The organism is Thermodesulfobium acidiphilum, from assembly GCF_003057965.1.
GTDB classification, from domain to species: Bacteria; Thermodesulfobiota; Thermodesulfobiia; order Thermodesulfobiales; family Thermodesulfobiaceae; genus Thermodesulfobium; species Thermodesulfobium acidiphilum.
This window is the reverse complement of sequence record NZ_CP020921.1, coordinates 1,543,469-1,567,184: the sequence shown is the minus strand read 5'-3', so window position 1 is coordinate 1,567,184 and position 23,716 is coordinate 1,543,469. Positions and strand designations below refer to the sequence as shown.

General features: G+C 34.3%; 26 protein-coding genes. 20 read left to right on the top strand and 6 right to left on the bottom strand.

The window, feature by feature from the left end:
* Nucleotide 1 precedes the first annotated feature (1 nt).
* Nucleotides 2-343: a ferredoxin-thioredoxin reductase catalytic domain-containing protein gene (locus tag TDSAC_RS07890; RefSeq protein ID WP_108309794.1), complete on the top strand. Its 342-nt coding sequence runs from the start codon at nt 2-4 to the stop codon at nt 341-343.
* A gap of 7 nt (nt 344-350) precedes the next feature.
* Here TDSAC_RS07890 and TDSAC_RS07885 read toward each other — a convergent pair whose 3' ends face one another.
* The 3 genes from TDSAC_RS07885 to TDSAC_RS07875 are packed head-to-tail and all read right to left on the bottom strand — an operon-like array spanning nt 351 to nt 2,420.
* Entirely contained in the window at nt 351-725 is a 375-nt protein-coding gene (locus TDSAC_RS07885) for a YlbF/YmcA family competence regulator (RefSeq protein ID WP_108309792.1), read from the bottom strand.
* The gene (locus TDSAC_RS07880; protein ID WP_108309789.1) at nt 709-1,560 is read right to left on the bottom strand and encodes a TIM barrel protein; all 852 of its coding nucleotides are present in this window, start codon (nt 1,558-1,560) and stop codon (nt 709-711) included. Before TDSAC_RS07880 ends, TDSAC_RS07885 begins: the two co-directional genes overlap by 17 nt.
* Nucleotides 1,557-2,420, bottom strand: a complete 864-nt coding sequence (locus TDSAC_RS07875) for a DMT family transporter (RefSeq protein ID WP_267894124.1) — start codon at nt 2,418-2,420, stop codon at nt 1,557-1,559. The genes TDSAC_RS07880 and TDSAC_RS07875 overlap by 4 nt, the downstream gene beginning before the upstream one ends.
* Before the next feature lie 119 nt (nt 2,421-2,539).
* Between TDSAC_RS07875 and TDSAC_RS07870 the strand changes: the two genes are divergently transcribed.
* Entirely contained in the window at nt 2,540-3,289 is a 750-nt protein-coding gene (locus TDSAC_RS07870) for a globin-coupled sensor protein (RefSeq protein WP_108309785.1), read from the top strand.
* Nucleotides 3,290-3,293: 4 nt separating this feature from the next.
* Here TDSAC_RS07870 and yedF read toward each other — a convergent pair whose 3' ends face one another.
* Nucleotides 3,294-3,878 (bottom strand): sulfurtransferase-like selenium metabolism protein YedF, encoded by a 585-nt coding sequence (gene yedF / locus TDSAC_RS07865; protein ID WP_108309783.1) that lies wholly within the window; start codon nt 3,876-3,878, stop codon nt 3,294-3,296.
* 70 nt (nt 3,879-3,948) lie between these two features.
* On the opposite strand from yedF, the gene TDSAC_RS07860 reads away from it, so the two are divergent.
* The 8 genes from TDSAC_RS07860 (at nt 3,949) to TDSAC_RS07830 (ending at nt 9,054) form a co-directional block, all read left to right on the top strand.
* Complete coding sequence (locus TDSAC_RS07860; RefSeq protein ID WP_108309781.1) at nt 3,949-4,329, top strand: HEPN domain-containing protein; 381 nt, start codon at nt 3,949-3,951, stop codon at nt 4,327-4,329.
* 12 nt (nt 4,330-4,341) lie between these two features.
* Nucleotides 4,342-5,532, top strand: coding sequence for a chromate efflux transporter (chrA, locus tag TDSAC_RS07855; protein WP_108309779.1), 1,191 nt, complete (start codon nt 4,342-4,344; stop codon nt 5,530-5,532).
* Between the two features lie 212 nt (nt 5,533-5,744).
* Complete coding sequence (locus TDSAC_RS09100; RefSeq protein ID WP_199919772.1) at nt 5,745-5,912, top strand: hypothetical protein; 168 nt, start codon at nt 5,745-5,747, stop codon at nt 5,910-5,912.
* A gap of 61 nt (nt 5,913-5,973) precedes the next feature.
* Nucleotides 5,974-6,393: a DUF134 domain-containing protein gene (locus TDSAC_RS07850; protein WP_108309777.1), complete on the top strand. Its 420-nt coding sequence runs from the start codon at nt 5,974-5,976 to the stop codon at nt 6,391-6,393.
* Nucleotides 6,394-6,396: 3 nt separating this feature from the next.
* Nucleotides 6,397-7,596, top strand: a complete 1,200-nt coding sequence (locus tag TDSAC_RS07845; RefSeq protein ID WP_108309775.1) for an iron-sulfur cluster carrier protein MrpORP — start codon at nt 6,397-6,399, stop codon at nt 7,594-7,596.
* A 7-nt stretch (nt 7,597-7,603) separates the two neighbouring features.
* Nucleotides 7,604-7,960: a NifB/NifX family molybdenum-iron cluster-binding protein gene (locus TDSAC_RS07840; RefSeq protein ID WP_108309773.1), complete on the top strand. Its 357-nt coding sequence runs from the start codon at nt 7,604-7,606 to the stop codon at nt 7,958-7,960.
* A 130-nt stretch (nt 7,961-8,090) separates the two neighbouring features.
* Nucleotides 8,091-8,501 carry a bacteriohemerythrin gene (locus tag TDSAC_RS07835; RefSeq protein ID WP_108309771.1) on the top strand — a complete coding sequence of 137 codons (411 nt, stop codon included), beginning with the start codon at nt 8,091-8,093 and terminating at the stop codon, nt 8,499-8,501.
* Between the two features lies 1 nt (nt 8,502).
* A complete protein-coding gene (locus tag TDSAC_RS07830; protein WP_108309769.1) occupies nt 8,503-9,054 on the top strand; it encodes a Fe-S-containing hydro-lyase in 552 nt (183 codons plus the stop codon).
* Between the two features lie 121 nt (nt 9,055-9,175).
* Here the strand turns inward: TDSAC_RS07830 and pepF are convergent, their stop codons facing one another.
* The gene (gene pepF / locus TDSAC_RS07825; protein WP_108309766.1) at nt 9,176-10,957 is read right to left on the bottom strand and encodes an oligoendopeptidase F; all 1,782 of its coding nucleotides are present in this window, start codon (nt 10,955-10,957) and stop codon (nt 9,176-9,178) included.
* Between the two features lie 93 nt (nt 10,958-11,050).
* On the opposite strand from pepF, the gene TDSAC_RS07820 reads away from it, so the two are divergent.
* The 10 genes from TDSAC_RS07820 to TDSAC_RS07775 all read left to right on the top strand — a co-directional run bounded on the left by TDSAC_RS07820 (nt 11,051) and on the right by TDSAC_RS07775 (nt 22,978).
* Nucleotides 11,051-12,313 carry a phenylacetate--CoA ligase family protein gene (locus TDSAC_RS07820; protein WP_108309764.1) on the top strand — a complete coding sequence of 421 codons (1,263 nt, stop codon included), beginning with the start codon at nt 11,051-11,053 and terminating at the stop codon, nt 12,311-12,313.
* Nucleotides 12,314-12,696: 383 nt separating this feature from the next.
* Entirely contained in the window at nt 12,697-13,347 is a 651-nt protein-coding gene (locus TDSAC_RS07815; protein ID WP_108309762.1) for an adenylate kinase, read from the top strand.
* Nucleotides 13,348-13,386: 39 nt separating this feature from the next.
* Nucleotides 13,387-14,646 carry a sulfate adenylyltransferase gene (gene sat, locus TDSAC_RS07810; protein WP_108309760.1) on the top strand — a complete coding sequence of 420 codons (1,260 nt, stop codon included), beginning with the start codon at nt 13,387-13,389 and terminating at the stop codon, nt 14,644-14,646.
* Nucleotides 14,647-14,651: 5 nt separating this feature from the next.
* Complete coding sequence (locus TDSAC_RS07805) at nt 14,652-14,969, top strand: DUF6955 family protein (protein ID WP_108309758.1); 318 nt, start codon at nt 14,652-14,654, stop codon at nt 14,967-14,969.
* A gap of 106 nt (nt 14,970-15,075) precedes the next feature.
* Nucleotides 15,076-15,513: an adenylyl-sulfate reductase subunit beta gene (gene aprB / locus TDSAC_RS07800; RefSeq protein WP_013756929.1), complete on the top strand. Its 438-nt coding sequence runs from the start codon at nt 15,076-15,078 to the stop codon at nt 15,511-15,513.
* 31 nt (nt 15,514-15,544) lie between these two features.
* The gene (gene aprA, locus TDSAC_RS07795) at nt 15,545-17,500 is read left to right on the top strand and encodes an adenylyl-sulfate reductase subunit alpha (RefSeq protein WP_108309756.1); all 1,956 of its coding nucleotides are present in this window, start codon (nt 15,545-15,547) and stop codon (nt 17,498-17,500) included.
* A gap of 89 nt (nt 17,501-17,589) precedes the next feature.
* Nucleotides 17,590-18,852 (top strand): CoB--CoM heterodisulfide reductase iron-sulfur subunit A family protein, encoded by a 1,263-nt coding sequence (locus tag TDSAC_RS07790; RefSeq protein ID WP_108309753.1) that lies wholly within the window; start codon nt 17,590-17,592, stop codon nt 18,850-18,852.
* A 2-nt stretch (nt 18,853-18,854) separates the two neighbouring features.
* A complete protein-coding gene (locus TDSAC_RS07785) occupies nt 18,855-21,002 on the top strand; it encodes an FAD-dependent oxidoreductase (RefSeq protein ID WP_108309751.1) in 2,148 nt (715 codons plus the stop codon).
* 12 nt (nt 21,003-21,014) lie between these two features.
* Nucleotides 21,015-22,196, top strand: coding sequence for a quinone-interacting membrane-bound oxidoreductase complex subunit QmoC (gene qmoC, locus TDSAC_RS07780; protein ID WP_199919770.1), 1,182 nt, complete (start codon nt 21,015-21,017; stop codon nt 22,194-22,196).
* Nucleotides 22,197-22,216: 20 nt separating this feature from the next.
* A complete protein-coding gene (locus TDSAC_RS07775) occupies nt 22,217-22,978 on the top strand; it encodes a YkgJ family cysteine cluster protein (protein WP_108309747.1) in 762 nt (253 codons plus the stop codon).
* A 36-nt stretch (nt 22,979-23,014) separates the two neighbouring features.
* On the opposite strand, the gene TDSAC_RS07770 is transcribed toward TDSAC_RS07775, so the two are convergent.
* The gene (locus tag TDSAC_RS07770) at nt 23,015-23,689 is read right to left on the bottom strand and encodes a Crp/Fnr family transcriptional regulator (RefSeq protein ID WP_108309745.1); all 675 of its coding nucleotides are present in this window, start codon (nt 23,687-23,689) and stop codon (nt 23,015-23,017) included.
* Nucleotides 23,690-23,716 lie beyond the last annotated feature (27 nt).

Sequence of the window (23,716 nt, the reverse complement as noted above, 5' to 3'; positions counted from 1 at the left end):
CATGGCCCCTGTAACCCCTGAGAAACTATTTGAAATTTTGACAAAATATGCGCATTCTAAAGGACAAGAGTTAAATAACGATTTAGAACATACAATGTCAATTATAAGGGGAATTTTGGAAAATGAGAAAAGAAATGGTTATAGGGGCTGCCCCTGTCGGTTGAACTCTGGTGATAGGGAAAGAGATAGAGATATTATATGTCCTTGTGTGTATAAAGATAAAGACGTTGAAGAATATGGATCGTGCTATTGTGGTTTGTATGTTAGTCATGAATGGAATCAAAACCCAGATAAACGAGTAACTGTTCCTGAGAGGAGACCATTTGACAAGCTTTTTGGATAGGAATATATTATTTTTGTTCTTCTTTTTCTTGAAGAAAGTTAAAAAATTCCATCCCTTCGTTAATAGCTTCACCGATTATTTTATAGATATCGCCCATCAATCTCTGAAATCTGTATTGTGATTCGATTATTTTTCTGCCCTCTGGTATTGCCATTACAAGATCATGAAGCCTTTTTAGATTATCTTTCTTTTCTTTACTTTCTTCTTTTCCAGAAAGCATGTCTATCTCTATCTGGGTTTTTAGGGTGAAGAAATTTTTGACCATTTTATAAAGATTTTCATCACTTTTTACTAATTCTATTGATTTAGTTAGCTCGCTATACTCTTGTGAATCCTTGATTGATTTAGCTAATTCATGTGCTTTGTCATATGGGTTTGACACCTTTTCCCTCCAGAACTAAAAATCTTTCTAGTAATATTTTAGCATCTCTTGCTTGAGTGCCAGGAGTTTCAACTATCACCCTTCCTTTTACAGAATTTTTTAAGAGACTTAATAAGAAAGGATCAATTGGTGGTCCAAAACCTGAGTTTAGAGGTCTATGTCTTACTTCTCCACTATTATTAAATTCTATTTGACTAAAATGTATGTGAAGTTCTTTATAATTTTTAAACTTCTTAAGGATACTAGTAAAATCTTCTTCTCGAGTCAAATTCCCTTTACTAACAGCATAAAGATGAGCAAAATCTATGGCTGGCAAAAAGATCTCGGAATTTATTTTGCATATTTCTATTATTTCATCAACATTTCCTAAACTAATGCTCTTTCCGTGTGTTTCTGGACAAAGCTTAATGTTTTTTATTAATTTTATATTTCTACTGATAAATTGTTCTAAAAAACTAAAAGATCTTTCTAGCATGACTTTTCTTTTATTTCCTTTAGAACTTCCTGGATGAAATATTATTCTATCAGCGCCCATCAAATTTCCAAACTGCAATGTTTTTATCAAATGTTTTTCGCTCTTTTCTAATATTTCTGGATTTGGGCTTGTTATATTTATATAATATGGTGCATGAATACTAAGCTTTATATTCTCACTCTTAAAAGATTCCCCTATTTTTACAGCAGTGCTCTCGCTTAGCCTTATGCCGTGAGTGAGCGGATATTCAAATGCAAAAAGCCCCATTTTTGAGATGTATTTTGCAGAATCTAAGGTTGATTTGAATCCTGATTTATAAAAGAGTTCTTCATTACCGGCTGGGCCAAAAATTAGATTCATGGTAATCTGTCAAATTTTTGTAAAGTTATAACTCCTGAAACAATTAAAATTCCACCAATAATTTGTAGAGTTGTCAAGTTCTCTTTAAGCCAAAAAAATGCAACAATCGAAGCAATGAATGGCTCTAAACATGCTGTAATCCCTGCATTTGTAGGGCTTATTATTGAAACTCCTTTAAAATATAGAAAATATGGAATTAATGTTGAGAATATAGAAAAATAAACTAATATTAACCATGTCGATTTGGACAGACTGAAAATTGTGATGTCGAATGGAGTAATTATATTGATAAAGATTGCTGCAAAGCCAGAGGAATAAAGTATAAGTGTCAAAGGACTATATTTTTTTAAGGACTTTCTACCATAAACGCTTATAAAAGCCATTCCTAATGCAGCTAGTATCCCGTAAAAGAATCCCTGGAACTTTAGAGATGTTTCTGCCATATTGGCTGCAAAACATGCGCCTCCAATTAAGGAGAGTGAGATTGCCATTACCTTTGGTATCGAGATAAGATTTTTCTCAAAAAAGTACAAATATAAAGCCATTAAAACAGGTGACGTGTATTGCAAAAAGACGGCAGTAGATACGTTTGTATACTTTATAGCCATTAAATAAAATAGTTGCATAGTAGACATACCAAATATTCCTAAAATTAAAAAATATAGGATATCAGATTTATCTATGAGTATATGTTTTCTATTAAAGAAATAAAGGTAAATAAAAAGTATTGAAAATGACATAACAAGTCTTATCTTTACAAACAATAAAGGGTCAATAGATTTATTGAAGGCAAATTTTGCCACACACCCCCCAAAACCCCATAAAGATGCAGCACCTATGGTGAAAATATAACCTATCAAGTTATTTTTTGTTAAATCTGTTTTCAACTTATCTTTAGAATTTTAACATAGAAAAGAGGCATTAAAAATTAAGTAATATTGATATATAATTATTAGAAACAAAAAATAGGTGGTGCGGGATGGAAGAAAACTTAACTAATGATTCAAAATATCAGCAGAGATTTCGTTATTTAGGTCTTACTATCGAAGATTTACAAAGGATGGCAAAGTTTAGGCCTTATTTTGAAAAGAAGGCAGATAGCTTTGTGAAAAGGTTTTACGATCACATTACTAGCTTTTCAAACCTTAAAGAAATAATTGATAAAAATTCTACATTAGAAAGATTAAGTAAAACTATGAGGGATTACTTTATCTCTCTTACAAGTCCTGTAATAGATGAAGAGTACTTTCAAAGAAGGCTCTTTGTTGGCAAAAAACACCAATTAATAGGACTTTATCCTTCGTGGTATTTAGGAGCTTATAGACTTTATTTTGAGGAAATCTCTTCTATAGTCCACGAAGTAGAAAAGGATGAATCTGAATTCGCAAAATCCTTTAGTGCTTTTGTTAAAAGGATTATACTCGACATCCAATTAATTATTGACAACTATTTCTCAGAACAACTTGAACACATAATTAAAACTCAAGAACAGGTATCAGAGGCCGTGAAGGTTGTGGAAAGCATTGCAGGCAGGACAAATATACTTTCTTTGAATGCCAGTATTGAAGCGGCTAGAGCAGGAGAAGCTGGTAGGACGTTTGCGGTAGTTGCAAAAGAGGTTAGAAAGTTAGCTGAGGATTCTTCAAGATCTTCAAAAAAGATAATGGAAATGATAGATAAAAATATGCGTGAAATTAGACAAATAAAATATCAAGAAGAAACTTCTTAGAATTTTAAGGTTCTATTATATAAGTTCCTTTAAGGGATTCTAAGATAGAAAACATATTAGAAACTTTGCCAACTGCGAGCTTCTCCTTAACGTTAAAAAAATTTAGGCAGGTTCCACAAACTAGTATTTTTGAACCCTTCTCCTCAAGCATTTTAATTTCTTTTAAGCATTCAGAATCTTGCAGAGTTAGAAAAACGCCAGAATTCATAAAAGCAATAACCTTTGGGTGGTCTTCAAAATATAAAATGGCATCAAAAAAGGCATTTATAAGATTCTTGCCAAGTTCGTCACTTCCATGTCCTAAAGTATTTGATTTTATAAAAACGCTCCAAGGGGCTTGCCCATAAAAATTTTCAAGTTTTCTCTCCTGAGGTTGTTCACTCTTACCTTTTTTTATTTTGCAATAATATAAGTTGTTTTTTTCTTCTACTTCGAAGTGCATGTTTTTATCTTTTGCAAGATTGTTAAGATTATCTCTTGAAGTTTTATTATCAACTATAACTATTATTTCATCATGTTCTTTGAGAGCTTGTTTTGTTAGAACTACTGGTTTTGGGCAAACCATTCCTCTGCAATCAAGTTCAAACATTCTTTCCTCCAGAAGTTTCTTATTTTGATTATTATATCAAAACTTTAGAATCATGTTAAAATAAATAATTATGAATAAATATGAAAGGCTTAAAATTGCTGAGAATTATTTAAATGAGGCAAAAGATCTACTTTCTTTTGGAGCAGAAAGCCACTACATAATGAACGCACTTTATTATTCGATGTTTAATTCAGTATTGGCTATACTAGATATTGGTGATTTTTCTGGGTACACTCATGATTTGATTTTTGAACTATTTGATAAAAAAATAGTAAAAGAAAACAAGTTTTCTGAGGAGCTTTTTGATGCCCTAAAATTTGCCAAAACTTTTAGACATAAGTGTGACAACGATTCGATCTGTAATTTGAGATCGAATCCAACCTTAGAAGATGTTAAATTTCTTTATCCAAAAGCTGTAGAATTTTTGAACACATCTAAACAATTAGTCTAGCAGAAAGCATAGATGCAAAATCTGTCTAAAAATATTACTCTAAATTTTGAATTTATTATTCGTTGTTTAGTTATAGGCTCAACTGTGTTTGGGGGGCTTGCTATGATTTCTTATCTAAAAGAAGAATTTGTATTAAAAAAGGGATATGTTGCAGAAGATGATTTTCTTAAAGGTATTGCTCTAACTCAACTTTTGCCCGGTCCAATTATGATAAATTTGGTTGGTTATGTTGGGTATAGAAGGTTTGGGTTTTTGACAGGTTTAATAGGCGCTCTTGCCCTTGTTTTCCCCTCTGTAATTTTAATATCTATTCTTGCATATTTTTATAAATCCATTAATATATCTACTATTGATCTCTTATTCCATGGTTTAAAACCATTTGTAGTAGCATTTTTCATTTCAGCTTTCCTAAACTTTTATAAAAAATATATAGATATAAATTTTGGAAGAATATTACTATTACTAAGTATTATAAGTTATATGGTAGGAATAAATATCTTTTTAGTTTTTTTGCTTTCTTTTTCTATTTCTATACTTTTCAGAAATTTTCTTCCAGAGAGAAACATTTTCAGTGACGTTATTTCTAAAAAAAAACTATATATCCCAAAAATTGAATTTATAATAGGTATTATTGCTCTTTCTTTGCTCGTGATTTCTGCATATATTATAACGCCTAATCTTATCCCTTTTTATTGTAAAATTACTCAGATAAGTTTTTTGGCTTTTGGTGGAGCTCAAGTTGCTTTGCCTTTATATCAAAAGACTTTTGTAGACTCTATGAAGATAATAAGTCAGGAAAACTTTCTTGATGCAATAGTCCTTAGTCAGATAACACCTGGGCCAATACTGTGTGTTACATCATTTATTGGATTTTTTATCGGGTCATTTTCTGCGGCACTATTTTCTTTTTTGTTTACATTCATGCCCTCAATAGTATTTACGATAATAGTTTCTCCATTTTATGAGAGGATATCACATCTTTCTTGGATTAGGAGTGGAATTTTTGGCCTCTTGATTGCGTTGACTGGGTTATTAGCTTCAATGTCAATTATTTACTTTCCAATGGCTGTAAAAGATCCACTTTCTTTTATCTTTTTAATAATTTTTCTTGTGGGGTTGTATAAAAAAGTAAATATAGTGTTACTTATTTCAGTTGCTATTTTAGGTTCCTTTATTTTGTTTGGAATTCTTCATTTATATTAATTTGTTTTCTTTTTTAATTTATCACTTGATTTTTTTTATTTATTCCTTATATACTTTTAAATATTAAATTTAGAATATTTTTTAAGTAGAAAATGCCATTTATTTTGGAGGGAAAAAGTGGATGTTGTTGTAGCGAGACATCCAATATTCAATAAAAATATGAAAGTTAAAGCATACAAACTTCATTAATACTCTTGTATAAGGATGCTTTGATGGGAAAAAATATCTATTTTCAAGTTTTAGAACTCGTTATCTCTTATGAAAAAACAGAAGTAGATAAATTCTTAAAATTATCGGAGCAATTGAAATTAAATTTTGATGATGTGATAATGGCATATATGGAGGCTATCAAATGGTCATCCCAGCTAACAATACTTTGAGAGTTTCCTTAACTGATTTGATTGATACTTGACATAATTTTTTTTTGTATTATTATGAAATATATTTCATAATAAATTAGGAGGAATAAAAGTAGCAAGACCACCGAAAGAAAGAAGGCTATTTTGTGTGCCTGCTATAAAATGCTTCAAGCCTGTAGATTGCCAATCTTCTTGCCTTGAGATGGCAAACGTTTTGACTTATGAAGAAGTTGAGGCTTTAAGGTTGGTAGATCTGGAAAACTATGATTTTCAGGAAGCAGCAAGAAGTATGCAGGTATCGGCACCGACTTTTTGCAGAATATTAAAATCAGCAAGAGTTAAAGTTGCTCAGTCTATATGGTTTGGAAGGCCTTTTGTAATATCTGGCGGCAATTATAAGATTTTAGATCCGGATAAAGCTTGTAGAAGAGGATGTAAAATGTGTTGGAAAAAAGAAATAAAAAAATGTATTAGATTTAAAAATAACGTAATGGAGGATTAGATTTTGGTAGATAAGGATAAAAACGAAGAAAAGCTTAAAAAGATGGAGGATTTTTTAAAAAAAGTTCCTAATAAAATTATGGTTATGAGCGGCAAAGGTGGAGTAGGAAAGAGCACAGTTGCTGCTAATTTGGCAGTTTTTCTTTCTAATAGAGGATATAAAGTTGGCCTTTTGGATGTAGATGTACACGGACCAAGTATAGGCACAATAATGGGCATAGTTTGGCAAAGGATTTATCCATCTGGTGAAATGTTGAAGCCAGTTCTTTGGAGTAAAAATCTTAAAGTAGTTTCTGTTCAGTTTTTACTTGAAAATCCAGACGATGCAATAATATGGAGAGGTCCTATAAAAATAGGCATTATAAAACAGTTCTTGTCTGATGTTGATTGGGGAGATTTAGATTATCTTATAATCGACAGTCCGCCGGGAACTGGCGACGAGCCTTTAACTATTGCACAAACAATTCCAGATTGTAAAGCTTTAATTGTAACTACACCCCAAAAAGTTTCTCTTGCAGATGTGAGAAAATCTTTAACTTTTTGTAAACAAGTGGGCATTGACGTTCTTGGAGTTATTGAAAATATGAGCGGTTTTGTATGCCCAAATTGTGGGGCTGTTCATAATATATTTAAGTCAGGCGGCGGAGATGAGCTTTCCAAACAATATAAAATAGACTTTTTGGGTAAAATTCCTATCGACCCAAAGGTTGTTGAGGAAAGCGATGAAGGGAATCTTTTAGATAAATATGATGGGAATATAAAGAATATTATGGATGATATAGTTGACAAAATTATTAATAAATTATCTATAAATGAACGAAATAAAGGAGGAGAAAGTTTTATGAGGATTGCTATACCTATGGCACAAGGAGAGTTATGCGCTCATTTTGGTCATTGTGAAGTTTTTGGAGTAGTGGATGTGGAAGATGGGAAAATTGTAAAGGAAGAATATCTTACACCACCCCCGCATGCTCCAGGTGTGATACCCAATTGGCTTGCTCAACAAAAAGTTAACGTAGTTTTGACAGGCGGGATGGGCCCTATGGCTCAAAATTTAATGAGACAAAATGGTATCGAGGTAATTACGGGTGTATCTGGTGGAACTTTAAGAGAAGTGGTAGATGCTTATTTAAATAATAGATTGGTTATAGGTAAAAACTCTTGTGATCATGAGCATGGCAAAGGCCATGAGTGCAAGCATTAGTTGAAAAATGAGAATAGCGTTTGCGGTTTTTGATAATGAGAAGATGATTATGGACGAGAGCTTTGGAAGATCAAAGTTTTTCTTTGTTTATGATACTGAAAGAGAAACGTGGGAACAATACGAAAACGTTCAAAACCTAAAAGCTCCTCAAGGTGCAGGTTTACAGGCAGCACAAACAGTTGTAAATGCAAACGTAGATATTATAATCTCAAAGAATATTGGGCCTAAGGCGTTTGACCTATTAAGATCACAAAATATAAAAATTTATTCTACCGATGAAAAAGACGTTAAATTAGCTCTAAAGTTATTTTTAGAAGGCAAGTTACAAGAACTAAAAGATCCAAATCAGTTTGGAATGGGTTAGAGCAAATATTATATTGTGCATATGGGAGCTTATGATTTAAAATAACCATAAGCTCCTTTTACTTGTTTGATTTTTTTAATTTTAGGAATATAAAATATAATTTTGATTATTAATATTAAGAGGTGACATTATGCCATTAGTTCAGTGGAGCGATGATTTAAGTTCTGGATTTAAAGAAATTGGCGATCAACACAAAGAACTTATAAACAGAGTAAATAAGCTTTTAGATGCTTGTAATCCTGGTAAAGGGAAACAAGAAATAGGTGAGACATTAAACTTTTTGTCAGATTACGTTGTAGAACACTTTAATTCTGAGGAAAAATATATGAAACAATATAATTATCCGGGTTTAAATGAGCAAATTGAACAACACAAATATTTTGTTAGTTATGTAGGAGAGTTAAAAAAAGATTTTGAGCAAAATGGCCCATCAATTTCTCTTACGATGAAATTAAGTAAAAACCTAGTAGATTGGTTGGTTAATCATATAATGAAAGTTGACAAAAAAGCTGGAGCTTTTTTGAAAGAGAAGGTGCGTTAGTATGGAATTTAATTTAAATGTTCCAGTAAAGGATAATATTTTAGAAAGTTTAAACATTGGTGATAGGGTGTATCTAAACGGTATTATATATACAGCAAGGGATTCAGCACATAAAAGAATGATAGAAGCGCTTGATAGTGGGAAAGATTTGCCCTTTGAAATTAATGGCAGCTTCATATATTATGTTGGACCTACTCCTGCAAGGCCTGGTTATGTGATAGGATCTGCAGGTCCTACTACAAGTTATAGGATGGACAAGTATACTCCTCGTTTACTTGATTTAGGTTTAAAGGGGATGATAGGCAAGGGGAATAGATCTAACGAGGTCATACAATCTATTATTAAAAATAAAGCAATATATTTTGCTGCAACTGGCGGCGTTGGTGCCCTTATTTCTAAATGTATTGTTAAATCTGAAATTATTGCTTTTGAGGATCTTGGTCCTGAGGCTATAAGAAGACTTGAGGTAAAAAATTTTCCGGTGATTGTCGTAATAGATACAAAGGGTAAAAATCTCTATGAAGAAGGGATAAAAAAGTATAGAATTGCTTAAAAAATCAATTTAGTTTTTTAATTAATAAATAAATAGCACGAGAAAAGTTGTTTGTTTGGTTCTGAACAATATTTTTATTTTATATTACCTAATATATTACATACTTATATTATTTAATTAATTAAATATAAATTTCTTTAAGCCTCTCTTTAAATTTCTTTATTGTAAATTCTACCGATTCAAGGCTTTCAAGTTCTAATCCTGTAGATTTTAATAATTCTAAAGGAAAATTTGATCCGCCAGATTTTAAAAACTTTATATAACTTGTTATATCTTTATTTAAAATCCTTTGTGCAAAATAATTTGCGCAAGAAAAGCCTGTTGCATATTTATATACATAAAATGGACTATAAAAATGAGGTATTCTTGACCATTCAACTCCAGAGTATTCATCAGTTTCAAACAATTCGCCATAATATTCTCTATTTAAATTGTCATATATACTATTAAGACTTTGTGCGGTTAAAGGTTGAGAATTATCTACTAGTTCAGATAATTTCATTTCAAACTCTGCAAACTGTATTTGTCTATATAAAGTGGTCCTGGTATTTTCTAAAAATTTATTTAAGAAAAATTTTTTCTCAGTTTCATCTAAAGCATTTTTTAATAGATATTCCAGAAGTAACATTTCATTTGTAATAGATGCAATTTCTGCAGAGATAATACTATAGGAAGATTTTGAGTATGGTTGATTTTTGTTTGACAGGGCGCTGTGAATCGCGTGACCTAGTTCGTGTACAAGAGTAAAAACATCTTCTAACTTTCCGTGATAATTAAGGAGTATGTACGGATGCACATCATAACAGGAGGTGGAATATGCACCTGAGGTTTTATTTTTGTTTTCATAAACATCTATCCATCTTTCAATGAAAGCTTTTTGGACTAAATCAATATACTCTTTGCCAAGAGGCATGAGAGAGTTTATTATAATTTCTTTTGAATCTAGGAAGCTAATATCCTTTTCGAAATGAAACAATGAAACGTTAAGATCAAAAAGTCTGACCCTTTCCAAACCTAAAATTTTTGATTTTAATTTTATATATGAATGAAGAGGTTGTAGATTTGATTTCACAATATTTATTAGATTTTTATAAAAATCTTTGCTTACGTTATCTGAAAACAATGAATAGTCTATTGAGGACTCATACCTTCTTACTGATGAGTAAAAATTTAAGAATTTAAATGACATATCTAAATTGGAAGCAAGCATATTTTGATGTTTTTTATAAGTTCCAAAAAGTGATTTATATGCGCTTCCCCTTAAAATTCTATCTTTGCTATGTACATATAAAGAGTATGTTCCCTGTGTTACTGGATATAATTTGTTGTTTGAATCGAATGCTTCAGGAAATTCAAAATCGCTGATAGTTAGGTGATGATAGATATTGGAAGGGGAAAATGCAAGAAGAGAAGTTTTTGCTAGTAACTTTTCTTCATTTTGACTTAAAGTGTGCGGGATTTGTCTGATTAGATTAATTATTTCAAAATTATAATCTTCAAAAACAGGATCTAAAGAAATTTCATTTAAAAATTCTTTACCTAAGGATATTAATTCAGGTTCTATAAAAGCAATCGATTCCTCAAAGCTTTGCGAAAGCCATTGGACGTTGGAGAGCATTATTTGAGATTCTTCTACAGATGAATCCTCATCGAATTTCATATGTGCATAAGTATATAATCTATCTAAAGTTTTTGAAATTTCATCTCTAAATTTTAAACATTCTAAAATTTTTTCTTTATTCTTTAAACCATTTTGGTAATTCTTAATTTCTTGAATAAATTTCTTTACCTTTTTAAAATCAGAATCAAATGCTTCTCTAGATATATATAGATCTTCTATTGACCATTTATAATTGTTGTCAATTTTAGTTCTTTTGGGAATTTCGATTTTATTGTTTTCCAAGTTTGTACCTCCTTAAAATTTTATCTATTGACATATCTGACTAAATATCTTTAAATTCTATCATTAACCTTGAGAGAAGAAAGAGGAGGAAATATGAGAGTAGAAGAAAGGGAGTTGAGCGTTGAGAATCCAAGCTTTGCAAAAATTAAAAGTTTTTTGAAAAATATTGCAGAAAATAGCCCTTTTTACAAAAAGAAGTTTAGAGAAATAGGATTTGACGTGAATGATTTTAAATCGATGAATGACTTTTCTAAATTGCCGTTTACAACAAAAGAGGATTTAAGAGATGCATATCCTTTGGGGATGCTTGCCTGCCCTGAAGAGAAAATAGTTAGGATACACTCTTCGTCCGGAACTACTGGCAAACCAGTCATAATACCATATACTCAGAAAGACATTGATGATTGGAAAATTATGATGAAGAGGTGCTATGAAATAGCGGGGGTAAAGCCAAATGACAGAGTTCAGATTACACCAGGATATGGTTTATGGACTGCTGGTATAGGATTTCAACTGGGAGCTGAATTATTAGGTGCTATGACAATACCAACTGGTCCAGGAAATACTGATAGACAGATAGAAATGATGCTAAACTTAAAATCTACAGTTCTTACTTCAACTTCTTCTTATGCTCTATTATTAGGAGAAGAGATAGAAAGAAGAGGGTTAAGAGAGAAAATATCCTTAAAAATTGGAATAATAGGTTCGGAAAGATGGGGGGATCGTATGAGAAAGAGAATTGAAGAACTTTTGAATATTGAATCATTTGATATATATGGTCTTACTGAAATTTACGGGCCTGGTATTGGCCTTGATTGTAAATATCATAACGGAATTCATGTATTTGATGACTTTATGTATTTCGAAGTAATAGATCCTGATACTTTAGAAGTGTTGCCTGATGGGGTAAGGGGTGAACTGGTAATCACTACTTTCAAAAAAGAAGGTGCTCCGCTTCTTAGATTTAGGACTAGAGACATCACTTCAATAAATCATGAATTGTGTGAATGCGGCTTGAAATATCCAAGAATAGAAAGGTTAACTGGAAGGTCTGATGATATGTTTAAGATAAAGGGTGTAAACTGCTTTCCTGCGCAAATAGAAGTAGTTTTAAGAGAATTTGAAGAATTGTTTTCTGAATACCAGATAATTTTGGATAGATTTGAGGGTAAAGATAGAGCTATTTTGAAGGTTGAGTGTAAAGAACCAGATAACATAAACTTATCGAAAAAGATATCAAGAAGGATAAAGGATAGAGCAGGTGTCACTTTTGATGTTGAACTATTGGCATTTGGGGGTTTGCCAAGAAGCGAGAAGAAAACTAAGAGAGTTTTTGACTTAAGAGAAGAAATTTAGCTAATTTATAAAAAAATTCAAATGTAATTAATAAATTTTTCAAATGCTTCTAAAACTTGTTTAAATAGATAAATCAAACTGATTTTATATTTTTAAAGTATTATCTGGCAATTTTGAACCTTTTTATTATTTTGAATATATAATTTAATTGTGCAGGGTAAAAAGGGTGGTTGAAGAAAGAATAGAAATAAATATCTCTTATATTCGCATAAGTAAAACTTATATAAAAAAATTATTAATGCTATTGTAAAAAATAGTTTTATAAAGTAAGATATAAATGATGTGTATGAATCTATTAGAAAAATCTATAGATATATTTTCAAGGAATAGGGTTTAGAGAATACTTAGGGATAAAGAGTATATGAAAGGAGTGGGGCAATTTAATGAGATTAGTATTTTTAGGTGCACCAGGGGCTGGAAAAGGAACGCAGGCGAAGATGTTAGTGGAGCAGTTAAAGATACCACAGATTTCAACAGGGGATATGTTAAGAAAAGCAGTGGCGGATGGTACACCTCTGGGCAAGGAAGCTAAAAGCTATATGGATAAGGGTGAACTTGTTCCAGATAGCGTAGTAATAGGCCTTATAAAGGAAAGGCTTCAAGAAGCTGATACAGAAAACGGCTTTATTTTAGACGGTTTTCCAAGAAATGTTTCACAGGCTAAAGAGTTAGATTCTCTTCTTGGTGATTTGGGCAAACCTCTAGACGTGGCGCTCGTATTAGATGTCCCATTTGAAGATCTCATGAAGCGATTAACAGGGAGAAGAACGTGTAAATCATGTGGTCAAATGTATAACATCTATTTTTCTCCTCCAAAAGTTGAGGGAAAATGTGACGTTTGTGGGGGAGAACTATATCAACGTGCAGATGATAACGAAGAAACCATTAAGAAAAGACTTGAGGTATACCAGAAATCTACGGAACCTTTAATAGAATACTATAAAAATAAAGGCATATTAAGGGTAGTTCAGGGTACGGGTGATATTAATGCAATATATAGAAAGATTCTTGTTCAGCTTAATCCAGTCGTTTAAAAAATACTATATAAATTACTCTAAAGGGGGTAAAAGGCATTGAGTCAACATGTGGCAGTAGACAACACGCTTTCTCCTCATGGCGGCAAGCTTGTTTATAGGGTTGTCGAGGATAAGGAAAAGGCGAAAGAACTTGCAAAAAATGCAAAGGCAAGAATTCCGGTTAGAGGGCAAATTGCTAGGGAGTGCATAAGCATAGCTTATGGGTTCTTTTCTCCGCTTGAAGGCTTTATGGGTGCAAAAGATGTAGACAGCGTAGTTCATAACATGACATTAGCTAATGGATACGTTTGGTCTATACCAATTGTTTTTGACATGTCAGAAGAAGAAATAGAGAAGTATGGAATATCCAAGGGTGATAGCGTACTTTTCACCTATAAAGAACAGCCTTTAGCAATTTTTGATGTTGAAGAGATGTTTGTTTATGACAAGATTGCTATGGCTAAACATGTTTATGGAACAGATGATGAAAAGCATCCTGGCGTAAAGAGAACTTACGATTACAAAGCTAAGTTTTTGGGAGGCAAAATTACCCTTATCAATCCTCCAGTTTTCAATCCACCCTTTGATCGCTTCTGGTTCCCACCGGCTGAATCAAGAATGCAATTTATGAAAAATGGTTGGACGAAAGTAGTAGCCCATCAAACCAGAAACGTTCCCCACACAGGTCACGAGTGGCTAATGAAGGGTGCATGGTTTGCTGCTAATGCAGATGCAGTGTTAGTTTCTTGCGTGGTTGGAGAGAAGAGAAAGGGCGATTATATAGACGAATGCATAGTTCTTGGCCAAGCAGCTCTCAGAGAGTATGGATACTTTAGAGAAGACGTTCATATGACGTCAATGATTCTCTGGGATATGAGGTATGCAGGGCCTAGAGAAGCAGTATTTCACGCAATAGTTCGTAAAAACCTTGGATGTACTCATCATATGTTTGGCCGCGATCACGCCGGCGTTGGTGATTATTATCCAACCTATGGTGCTCATGAGATCTTCAAAGGTCTACCAGATCTGGGCATTAAGTCTGTTCTAACTAAAGAATGGTATTATTGTCCAGTTTGCGCTGGGATCGTTTATGAAGGATTTGATGGGCACAAAAAACAAAAACAAAAGTTTTCTGGCACAGTAATTCGTTCTATCATTCAACAAGGCGTTAAACCAACAAGGCTCATATTCAGACCTGAGGTATTTGATACTGTTATGATGTGCGCAGATAAATATGGTTTTGGTTCACCTTTCGTAAATGATAACTATCTTGAGAATCGTAATCCAGTCTTTACGATTCCTCCAATGGAGGTGTAATCACAATGAGTAACGCTGATATAAAACTTACAATATCACTTTGGGTTGGACCTGAGAGAGAAGAAGCTTTAAAAAAAGCAAATATGCTTGAAATTCCTGAACTTCAGGAGGCTTTTGCAGGATTAAAGAGATTAAGAGTTCCTATTACATACGAACAAGCTCAAAAGCTTAAAGAGGTTTATCCTTCAGCAAAAATAGACACCTCCTCTACCCAAACGGTAGAGTTGTTGCCAAGAGAGTGTCTTGATAAGATTTTTGCAATGGTAATCGAAAAAAAGAATGTAAACGTGATACCAGATCTTTTAAAATCTTTAGGGAAGTAAAATAAAAATAAATTTTTGAACTTCTCGAGGAGGTGAGATGCCTTAAAAGTTTTCTTTGTAATAAAATTTTCAATAATTTAAGAAATTTAACAAGGAGGAAAAGAGTATGCCAAGTTGGGTAAATCCCGAAAAGTGTGATGGTTGTAAAGCACAGGATAAGACTGCCTGTCAGTATATTTGTCCGAACGATCTTATGACATTGAACAGAGAAATTATGAAAGCCTATAACCAGGAGCCAGAATATTGTTGGGAATGTTATAGCTGTGTGAAAATTTGTCCCCAGCAGGCAATTGAGGTAAGAGGATATGCAGACTTTGTGCCTCTTGGCGGAAATGCTATACCACTTCGTGGATCTGATAACATTATGTGGACATGTAAGTATCGTAATGGCAAAGTAAAGAGATTTAAATTCCCAATCCGTACTGTTCCGGAAGGCTCAATTAAGCCTTATGAGGGGTTTGAGGCCGATCCAAATATGGCTGATCTCGATAAGCCAGGTTTCTTTACGCATAATATGCGTGGGGACACTTTACCAACAATTTAGTAACTTAAAAATTTTTTCAGGAGGTTAAGTAATGGAAAGAGAAGCTTGTACATTCTCGTATTGTGAGAAACCAGCCATTGTAGAGAAGGAAGTAGACCTTCTAATCATTGGCGGTGGAATGGCTGCATGTGGCGCAGCATACGAAGCTGTTAAATGGGCAAAGCCAAATGGCGTGTCTATACTTTTAGTAGATAAGGCTGCTCTTGAAAGATCTGGTGCTGTAGCACAAGGTCTTTCTGCAATTAATACATATATTGGAAGAGATAACAAACCTGAAGATTATGTAAGAATGGTCCGTACAGACCTTATGGGTATCATCCGTGAGGATCTGGTATTCGATCTTGGTCGTCATGTTGATGATTCAGTACACCTTTTTGAGAAGTGGGGGCTTCCAATATGGAAAGCTATAGGTACTGATAAGAACTTGAAATTAGAAGAGGGTGGCGTGCCTCGTAGAACTGGTCGTTGGCAGGTTGCTATTTCGGGTGAATCGTATAAGTGTATCGTCGCAGAAGCTGCAAAGTCGGCAATGGCATCTTATGACAAAGCAGAGTATCTCGAGAGAGTATTCATTGTCAAACTTTTACTCGATTCAAAGGAAGAGAATAGAGTTGCAGCGGCAGCAGGTTTTAGCGTTCGTGAGAATAAAGTTTACTTCATAAAGGCAAAGGCAATGATTATCGCTTGTGGTGGAGCAGTTCACATATATCGTCCACGTTCTGTCCTTGAAGGAATGGGCCGCGCATGGTATCCAGTATGGAATGCTGGTTCTACATATGCTATGCCTTTCCAAATTGGTGCAGAGGCTACAATGATGGAGAATAGGTTTGTACCTGCCAGATTCAAAGATGGTTACGGACCTGTAGGAACGTGGTTTTTGCTCTTCAAGGCTACTGCTACAAATGCAAGAGGTGAGGATTACTGCGCAAAGACGGAATATATTGAAAAATATGCGCCATATAATAAGAACCTTGGTACTTGTATTAGAAACCATATGATGATCGAAGATTTCAAGAGAGGCCTTGGCCCTATGTATATGAATACAGACAAGGCTCTTGCTGAACTTGCAAAGACAATTGACGCAAAGCACGCTAAAGAACTTGAGTCAGAAGCTTGGGAAGACTTCCTTGACATGACAGTTGGGCAGGTTGGTGTATGGCTTGGAAATAATATAGAACCTGACAAGATGCCTTCAGAAATTATGCCAGCCGAACCGTATCTTCTCGGATCACACGCTGGTTGCTGTGGACTTTGGGTTTGTGGTCCAGAAGATCTGCAAAACGATGCAACGAAAAAAGCAGGATATGTTTGGGAATATAAAGGTAAAATTTACAATCGTATGACAACTGTGAACGGTTTGTTTACTTGTGGAGATGGAGTTGGAGCTTCAGGACACAAGTTCTCTTCTGGTTCACATGCGGAAGGACGTATAGCAGCTAAGCAAGCAGTAAGATTTATTCTGAACAACAGAGATTACACCCCATCAGTGGACAAGACGGCAGAAGAATTGGCAGCTGAAATTTATGCACCCATGGAACTCTTTGAGAAATATAAAACAGTTTCAACCACTCCATACACCGTTAATCCACAGTATATTACTCCAAAACAGTTCCTCTTCCGTTTGAATAAGATAATGGATGAGTATGTTGCAGGCACTATAGGTTGGTATTCTACATCAGAAACGCTTCTTACTAAGGCACTCTACTATATGCAATTATTGGAAGAAGATAGCTACAGGATGGCTGCATGGGATCTACATCAACTCATGAGAGTATGGGAGAACTATCACAGGTTCTTGACGGCCCGTATGCACCTCAGGCACATATTGTTCCGCCAGGAAACTCGTTATCCAGGATACTACTATCGTGAAGACTTCAATTTCATAGATGATGCAAATTGGAGATGTTTTGTTAACTCTAAGATGGATCCGAAGACCGGAGAAATTAAGGAATTCAAGAGAGATTACGTTCAGCTTATTCCAGACTAATTGAAATAAGATTAAGCATTACAATACTAAGTGCTGTGGGGGTAATACCTCACAGCACTTATTTTTTAAATTATTTGGAGGTAGGGTAGATGATAGAATTTCAAGGAAAGGTACTGGTTATCGGCGGCGGCATTAGTGGTATTACTGCAGCGATTGAGGCCGCTGAAACGGGTGTAGGGGTTTACCTTGTTGAAAAAAATCCTTATTTAGGCGGTAGAGTAGCTCAGTTGACTAAATATTTTCCAAAACTTTGTCCTCCAACATGTGGTCTGGAACTTAATTTCAGGCGTATGAGGGAAAATAAGGGTGTTGAAATTTTGACACAAACAGAAGTTTTAAAAGTTGAAGGTTCAAAAGGTAACTTTAAAGTTACTCTTAAAAGGATGCCTCGTTTTGTAAATGATAATTGTACTCTATGTGGGGAATGTTTTAACGTTTGCCCTGTTGAAAAGGATAATGAATTCAATTTCAATATGAATAAGTCAAAGGCCATATATAGTCCATTTGAGTTTGCCAATCCTCCATATGCAATTATCGATCCAAATGTTTGCCTGGGCGAAAAGTGTTCAAAGTGTATTGACGTGTGTAAGTATAATGCAATTGATTTAAAAATGAAAGAGGAAATTATAGATGTAACTGTTGATTCAATAATTGTAACTACTGGATGGCAGCCTTATGATGCTGGGAAAATTGACAATTTGAAATTCGGGATAGTCCCAAATGTTATTACAAATATGATGATGGAGAGGCTTGCATCACCGTCAGGACCTACAGGCGGAAAGATATTGAGACCATCTGATGGAAAGCCTGTTAAAAACGTTGCATTTGTTCAGTGTGCTGGTTCAAGAGATGAAAATCACCTTCCTTACTGCTCATATATATGTTGTATGGCATCTCTTAAACAGTGCACCTATTTGTTAGATCAGGATCCAGAAGTAAAGGCTACAATTTACTATATTGACATAAGAACTCCTGGTAGATACGAACAATTTTACTGGAATGTCAAGGAAAATCCGAATATAACCTTTGTAAAGGGTAAAGTTGCAAATATTGAAGCAGATCCTTCTGGCGATGTATGGGTAGAGGCAGAAGATATATTAGCAGGTTCAAAAAATAAAGAAAGATTTGATATGGTTGTTTTGGCTACAGGTATGCAACCAACAACTGCAGACTGGAATTTACCTTTTAATGCCAAAAAGACTCCTGATGGTTTCATAGAACCAGAAAGTTTACCAGATGGTATATACCTTGCTGGTTCAGCAGTAATGCCCTTCGATGTAATACGCTCTTTGCACTCAGCAACAGGCTCAGTGCTTAAAGCCCTTCAAAGTATATCAGGAAGGGGGAATTAATAATGGATAAGAAAATAGGTGTTTATATTTGTTCTGGATGCGAGATTGGCGATGCAGTTGATATTGAAAAACTGGTAGAAATTGCTAAAGAAAAAGGCGTATCTGTAGTTAAAACAAGTGCAAATGTTTGCGGCCCTACCTTTGTAGAAGAAATAAAAAATGATATTGCTAATGAGGGTATAAATACAGTAGTTATTGCTGCTTGCAGTCCGAGAGTGAAAACTGATATATTTAATTTTCCTGGATGTATTGTCGAGCGCGTAAACATTAGAGAATTTGTTGCCTGGGTTATGGAACCAAAGAGCGATGATGCACAGATGGCAGCACAAGACTACCTTCGTATGGGCATTGTTAAAGCAGAGAAGACTAATTTGCCTGAACCATGGATTGGTGAAGACCTATCAGAAGAGATCCTGGTTGTGGGTGGAGGTACGTCTGGTCTTTCAGCTGCTATCGAATCTTCAAAGGCTGGTTTTAAAGTTACAGTAATTGAGAAGGAAGACAAACTTGGAGGTTGGGCTGCAAAATGGTATAAGACTACTCCAACAAAATATCCATTTACCTCACTTGAAGAGCCTGCGGTATTTAAGATGATTAAAGATGTAGAATCTGACCCTAATATAACTGTTTTACTAAACACTAAGATCGTTAAAACTGAAGGAATGCCTGGACTTTTTGACGTTACTTTAAATGTAGCTGGTGAAGAAAGGGTAAAAAGATTTGGGACTATAATAGCCGCAGCTGGTTTCACTCCTTATGATGCTTCAAAACTTGGTAAATTAGGATTTGGAGTTTCGCCTGATGTTATCTCTAATGTAGATTTTGAAAGAATGGTGAGAGAAACTGGAAAGATTACGAGGCCATCTGACGGTAAAACTGCTAAAAGAGTCGCCTTCGTGCTGTGTGCTGGTTCAAGGGACCCAGAGCATCTCCCATATTGTTCTGGATATTGTTGTGCTGCATCTCTAAAACAAGCAAAATATGTAAGAGATATCAACGATGGAATCGCCTATGTGCTTTATAAAGATATAAGAACGCCATCTCAATTCGAATTATTCTATAAAGAACTTCAAAATGATCCAGGAATACTACTTACAAAATGTGAAATTAAAGAGATTTCTTTAGGAGAGGATTCTTCCTTAAACGTTGACGTAACTGACACCTTGCTTGGAGATGAACTCTCTATTGAAGCAGATTTAGTTGTTCTTGTGGTAGGTATGGTTTCTAATGCAAATCAAGAGAAACCTGATATTTTGAATTTACAATATAGACAAGGGCTTGAACTTCCTTTACTTGATACTGGTTATTATCCTGACTCAAATTATGTATGTTTTCCATATGAGAGTAGAAGAACTGGGATATACCCATGTGGAACAATAAGGGCTCCGATGGAAACGTATGGATGTATACAGGACTCCATAGGAGCGGCGCTAAAAGCAATTCAATGTATGTGGCACTATGAGAGAGGTATAGCTGTTCATCCAAGAGGATGGGAGAAGTCTTATCCACAGGTATTTATGCAAAGGTGTACTTCCTGTAAACGTTGTACCGAAGAGTGTCCATTTGGCGCAATAGATGAAGATGAAAAAGGAACCCCATTCTACAAATTTAACCGTTGTAGAAGATGCGGAACCTGTATGGGCGCATGTCCTGAAAGGATCGTTTCTTTCCACGACTTTTCGATTGATATGGTTAATTCAATGATAAAAGAGATTGAAGTTCCAGAAGATGACGAGGAAAAACTCCGTTATCTAGCCTTTGTCTGTGAAAACGATGCTTATCCTGCTCTTGATGCTGCGGCTTTCTTGAGGCATAGGTTTCCACCTGGTATTAGGTTTATTTCTCTTAGATGTGCAGGAAATATGAACCTTGTCTGGATTGCTGATGGGCTTGGGAATGGCTTGGATGGCGCATTAGTTTTAGGCTGTAAGTTTGGTGAAAATTATCAATGTCACTACATCAAGGGATCAGAACTTTGTAACTATAGGTTTGGAAAAGTAGGAGAGACTCTTGATAGGCTTGGTCTTGAATCTGAAAGGGTAGAGATGATGCAGGTTCAGATCTCTGATTACGTGAATATAGCTGATATTCTAAAAGGTTATGTTGAAAGGGTTAAAGAAATTGGTCCTAACCCATTCAAGGGCTTTTAGGGGAGGATGAAAATGGCGAAAAAAATTGTAAAGACTGATTTAGATTTCATAAAGGAAATTATTGCTAACGGAGGCGATAGCGTTAAAAAGTGTTATCAATGCGCTACGTGTTCTGTTGTTTGTAATCTTGCTCCTAATAATTCACCATTTCCAAGAAAAGAAATGGTTATGGCACAGTGGGGAATGAAAGATGCACTTCTTAAAGACGCTGATATCTGGCTATGTCATCAGTGTGCAGATTGTACAGCGTACTGTCCAAGAGGTGCAAAGCCTGGTGATGTTTTGGGTGCTTTAAGAAAAATTACAATAGAAGAGTATGCGCCTGTAAAATTTTTGGCTAAACTTGTAAGCAAACCTGCAATGTGGCCGTTTGCCTTTTTTTTGCCAGTGGTTATACTCTTGATAGATCTTATGCTCAATGGGAAATTACAATATCTTGTAAATCCACAGGCTCTAGTAAATCTATCAATTGAGGGCGAGCATTCAACTGCAGGTAAAATTGTTTTTGCAAAATTGTTTCCAACTGTAACTGGAATAGATATCTTCTTTTTGCCAGCTGCCTTGTTTGCTGTAATTTGTTTTTGGATAGGTTTATCTAACTATTGGAAGGCTTTAAATTCTGAAAGACCTTATCCTGTTATGTTTCAAGGTAGTATTATAGGGTTATTTGCTAGTATTATTTGGGAAGCGCTTACTTCTGTAAGGTTTAAACTTTGTGATACTATGAAGGTCAGATCTACTACTCATTTACTTGTTTTTTGGTCTTTTGTGGGTCTATTCCTTACAACTGCTACTGCATCGGTATATGAGTGGGTTTTGAGGTATCCTTCCCCATATCCCTTATATGATCCTGTAAAAATACTTGGTAACGTTTCTGGAATAGCACTAATTATAGGGGCAATCTGGATGATAAATACAAGATCAACCCTTAAAGTTGGTGCGAATTCAAGTTTTGATTGGCTTTTGTTGATCGTTGTAGCAGGGCTTGGGCTTACCGGAATGGGGGCGGAGATCTTTAGACTTATGAACCTTGCAAGCATTGCATATTGGACATATTTTATTCATCTTACATTTGTTATGTTTTTGTTTATATATGCGCCTTTCTTTAAAATTGCACACCTTGCTTATAGAACTTTAGCTCTTGCATATTCTAATTTAGCCAATCGTGGAGAACCAGATGGTCTTAAGGAATAGCTTAGAAAAGGGGTCTCTTTATGCCTAATATGGATGTTGTTGAAAGGGTAGCACTGGATAGGTCTTCTAAGTTCACGTTTAGTTGTAATAAAGATTTAAGTTGTTGGAATTTATGTTGCAGAGATGTTGATATACTTTTAACTCCCTACGACGTGTTGGAAATGAGGACTGCTCTTGGGCAGTCCTCAGGAGAATTCTTACAAAATAACACTAAAGTAATTATTGATCCGAAAACTAAGATCCCAATGGTTCAAATTATGCTAAAACCTAACGAGAGAGTTTGTGTTTTTAGTAAAGAGGAAGGTTGTGGCATTTATCAAAACAGGCCACTTCTTTGTAGGACCTATCCTATCGGAATAGCTGCCTTAAGAAAAAAGGATGATCCAAATCCTGAAGATGAATTTTTCTTTTTTATTAGAGAAAAATTCTGTAAAGGTTTTTCTCAAGGCAAAGAATTTACAGTAGGGGATTGGTTACAAGATCAAAAAGCAGATTATTTATTAGAGAAGAACAAAGATTGGCTTGAATTTGTTCTTAGAAGAAATGTGATGGGAGTAGAACCATTTAACGAGAAGGAAGCTTCGTTGTATTTTATGGCAATTTATGATCTGGACAAATTTAGAAAATTTGTCTTTGATACTAAATTTCTGGATATTTTCGAAATAAGCAAGGTACGAATTGAAACGATGAAGAAAAATGATGAAGAACTTTTGAAGTTTGGTATGGATTACTTGTTTTTTATGTTCAGGATTAAAAAAACTCTTGAACCTAAAAAAACATAGCCTTTTATAAAGATCCGGGAAGTCCCGGATCTTTACTTATCTATAACTTAAAAGTTTTTTTACATCAAGTATTTTTATTTGTTTTTTTTCCAATTTTATAATGCCGTTTTTTTGTAATATATTAAGAGCTTTTGTAGTTGTCTGTCTACTTGTTCCTACTACCTGAGCAATTTCTTCATGTGTTAAATTTAGAGGAATTTTTATACCATCTTTATCGTCTATCCCCCATTTGAAAGAAGCTTTGTACAAAAAGGAAGCAAGCCTCTTTGAAACATATTTGGAGCTTAGATTGTGTACATTCTCTTCTGCTTCTCTCATGCGTTCAGCTAAAAGTTTCATTACTTTAAGAGAAATATCAAAATTTTCTTTTATTAGATTGTAAAAATCTTCTGTTTTTACGAAACCTATTTCTATATCCGTAATAGCAACTGCATTGCAAGTTCTATTTTTATTTAATAAAACTTCAGCTAATCCTATAATTTCTTTTGGATTTCTTATACAACCGACAACAGATTCTTTGCCATCTTTTGAAATTCTTGATATCTTTACCCATCCAGATTTGATTATAAAAACTCCTTGAGATTTCTCTGATGTAGAAAAAACAGTAGAACCCTTAGGAAGTTTCATAACGATTGCTTTTTCTAAAAGTTTAGACCACTCTTGTTCTGTAAATTCTTTAAGTTCTTTATCTAAGAACAAAATATTATCCAAATTATCTCCCTCTTAATTAAGTCTATA

Excerpts from the sequence above, each read along its gene's own strand:
- yedF (WP_108309783.1), bottom strand. The coding sequence starts at position 3,878 with ATGTTTGAACTTGATTGCAGAGGAATGGTTTGCCCAAAACCAGTAGTT.
- TDSAC_RS07785 (WP_108309751.1), top strand. The coding sequence starts at position 18,855 with ATGGATAAGAAAATAGGTGTTTATATTTGTTCTGGATGCGAGATTGGC.
- chrA (WP_108309779.1), top strand. The coding sequence starts at position 4,342 with ATGCAAAATCTGTCTAAAAATATTACTCTAAATTTTGAATTTATTATT.
- TDSAC_RS07790 (WP_108309753.1), top strand. The coding sequence starts at position 17,590 with ATGATAGAATTTCAAGGAAAGGTACTGGTTATCGGCGGCGGCATTAGT.
- TDSAC_RS07870 (WP_108309785.1), top strand. The coding sequence starts at position 2,540 with ATGGAAGAAAACTTAACTAATGATTCAAAATATCAGCAGAGATTTCGT.
- TDSAC_RS07775 (WP_108309747.1), top strand. The coding sequence starts at position 22,217 with ATGCCTAATATGGATGTTGTTGAAAGGGTAGCACTGGATAGGTCTTCT.
- TDSAC_RS07820 (WP_108309764.1), top strand. The coding sequence starts at position 11,051 with ATGAGAGTAGAAGAAAGGGAGTTGAGCGTTGAGAATCCAAGCTTTGCA.
- TDSAC_RS07815 (WP_108309762.1), top strand. The coding sequence starts at position 12,697 with ATGAGATTAGTATTTTTAGGTGCACCAGGGGCTGGAAAAGGAACGCAG.
- aprB (WP_013756929.1), top strand. The coding sequence starts at position 15,076 with ATGCCAAGTTGGGTAAATCCCGAAAAGTGTGATGGTTGTAAAGCACAG.
- aprA (WP_108309756.1), top strand. The coding sequence starts at position 15,545 with ATGGAAAGAGAAGCTTGTACATTCTCGTATTGTGAGAAACCAGCCATT.
- TDSAC_RS07835 (WP_108309771.1), top strand. The coding sequence starts at position 8,091 with ATGCCATTAGTTCAGTGGAGCGATGATTTAAGTTCTGGATTTAAAGAA.
- TDSAC_RS09100 (WP_199919772.1), top strand. The coding sequence starts at position 5,745 with ATGGGAAAAAATATCTATTTTCAAGTTTTAGAACTCGTTATCTCTTAT.
- TDSAC_RS07805 (WP_108309758.1), top strand. The coding sequence starts at position 14,652 with ATGAGTAACGCTGATATAAAACTTACAATATCACTTTGGGTTGGACCT.
- TDSAC_RS07890 (WP_108309794.1), top strand. The coding sequence starts at position 2 with ATGGCCCCTGTAACCCCTGAGAAACTATTTGAAATTTTGACAAAATAT.
- TDSAC_RS07860 (WP_108309781.1), top strand. The coding sequence starts at position 3,949 with ATGAATAAATATGAAAGGCTTAAAATTGCTGAGAATTATTTAAATGAG.
- TDSAC_RS07880 (WP_108309789.1), bottom strand. The coding sequence starts at position 1,560 with ATGAATCTAATTTTTGGCCCAGCCGGTAATGAAGAACTCTTTTATAAA.
- TDSAC_RS07840 (WP_108309773.1), top strand. The coding sequence starts at position 7,604 with ATGAGAATAGCGTTTGCGGTTTTTGATAATGAGAAGATGATTATGGAC.
- TDSAC_RS07830 (WP_108309769.1), top strand. The coding sequence starts at position 8,503 with ATGGAATTTAATTTAAATGTTCCAGTAAAGGATAATATTTTAGAAAGT.
- qmoC (WP_199919770.1), top strand. The coding sequence starts at position 21,015 with ATGGCGAAAAAAATTGTAAAGACTGATTTAGATTTCATAAAGGAAATT.